The 665-nt window shown below is 57.4% G+C and carries 1 protein-coding gene; it reads left to right on the forward strand.

From position 1 onward, the window contains the following. Positions 1-665, forward strand: a 665-nt coding sequence (locus IVB36_RS16155; protein ID WP_247392149.1) for a transposase, incomplete at both ends; no start/stop codon positions are given.

Consider the following 665-nt stretch of genomic DNA (forward strand, 5'->3'; position numbering starts at 1 on the left):
GTTCAAGGAGCTGATCGCGGGCAATCTACTTTGTTGCCGGAATGCCTGGACGACTGGGTTGCAGATGACAATCCGGTTCGCGTGATCGACGCCTTCGTTGCAGCCCTCGATCTGGCTGAACTTGGGTTCGGTGGCGTTGAGCCTGCCGGCACAGGTAGGCCGTCGTATCATCCGGCCGCGCTCTTAGGGCTCTACATTTACGGTTATCTCAACCGTGTCCATTCGAGCCGCCGGCTTGAGCGTGAAGCTGGCCGCAACGTCGAAGTGATGTGGCTGCTCGCCAGGCTTGCGCCCGATCACAAAACGATTGCCGATTTCCGCAAGGACAATGGTCCCGGCATCAAAAAGGTCTGCGCGCGCTTCGTCGAGGTGTGCCGCAAGATGGGCTTGCTCGCGACAACCAGCGTTGCGATCGACGGCAGCAAATTCAAAGCAGTCAATAATCGCGATAAGAACTTCACGCGCGGCAAAGTCGAGCGGCGGCGCACGCAATTGGAGGAGAGTGTTGCGCGCTATCTCGCTCAGCTCGATACCGCCGACCGGCAGGAGCCGTCGGAAACACTGGAGTTAAAAAAGACGCGGATCAAAGAACGGCTCAAAAATCTGACCGTTGAAATGGCGAAACTCGCAGCGATTGAAAAACAGGTTCTGGCGTCGCCCGATCA

Origin of the sequence: Bradyrhizobium sp. 35, from assembly GCF_023073215.1 — a bacterium.
Lineage (GTDB): Bacteria > Pseudomonadota > Alphaproteobacteria > Rhizobiales > Xanthobacteraceae > Bradyrhizobium > Bradyrhizobium canariense_D.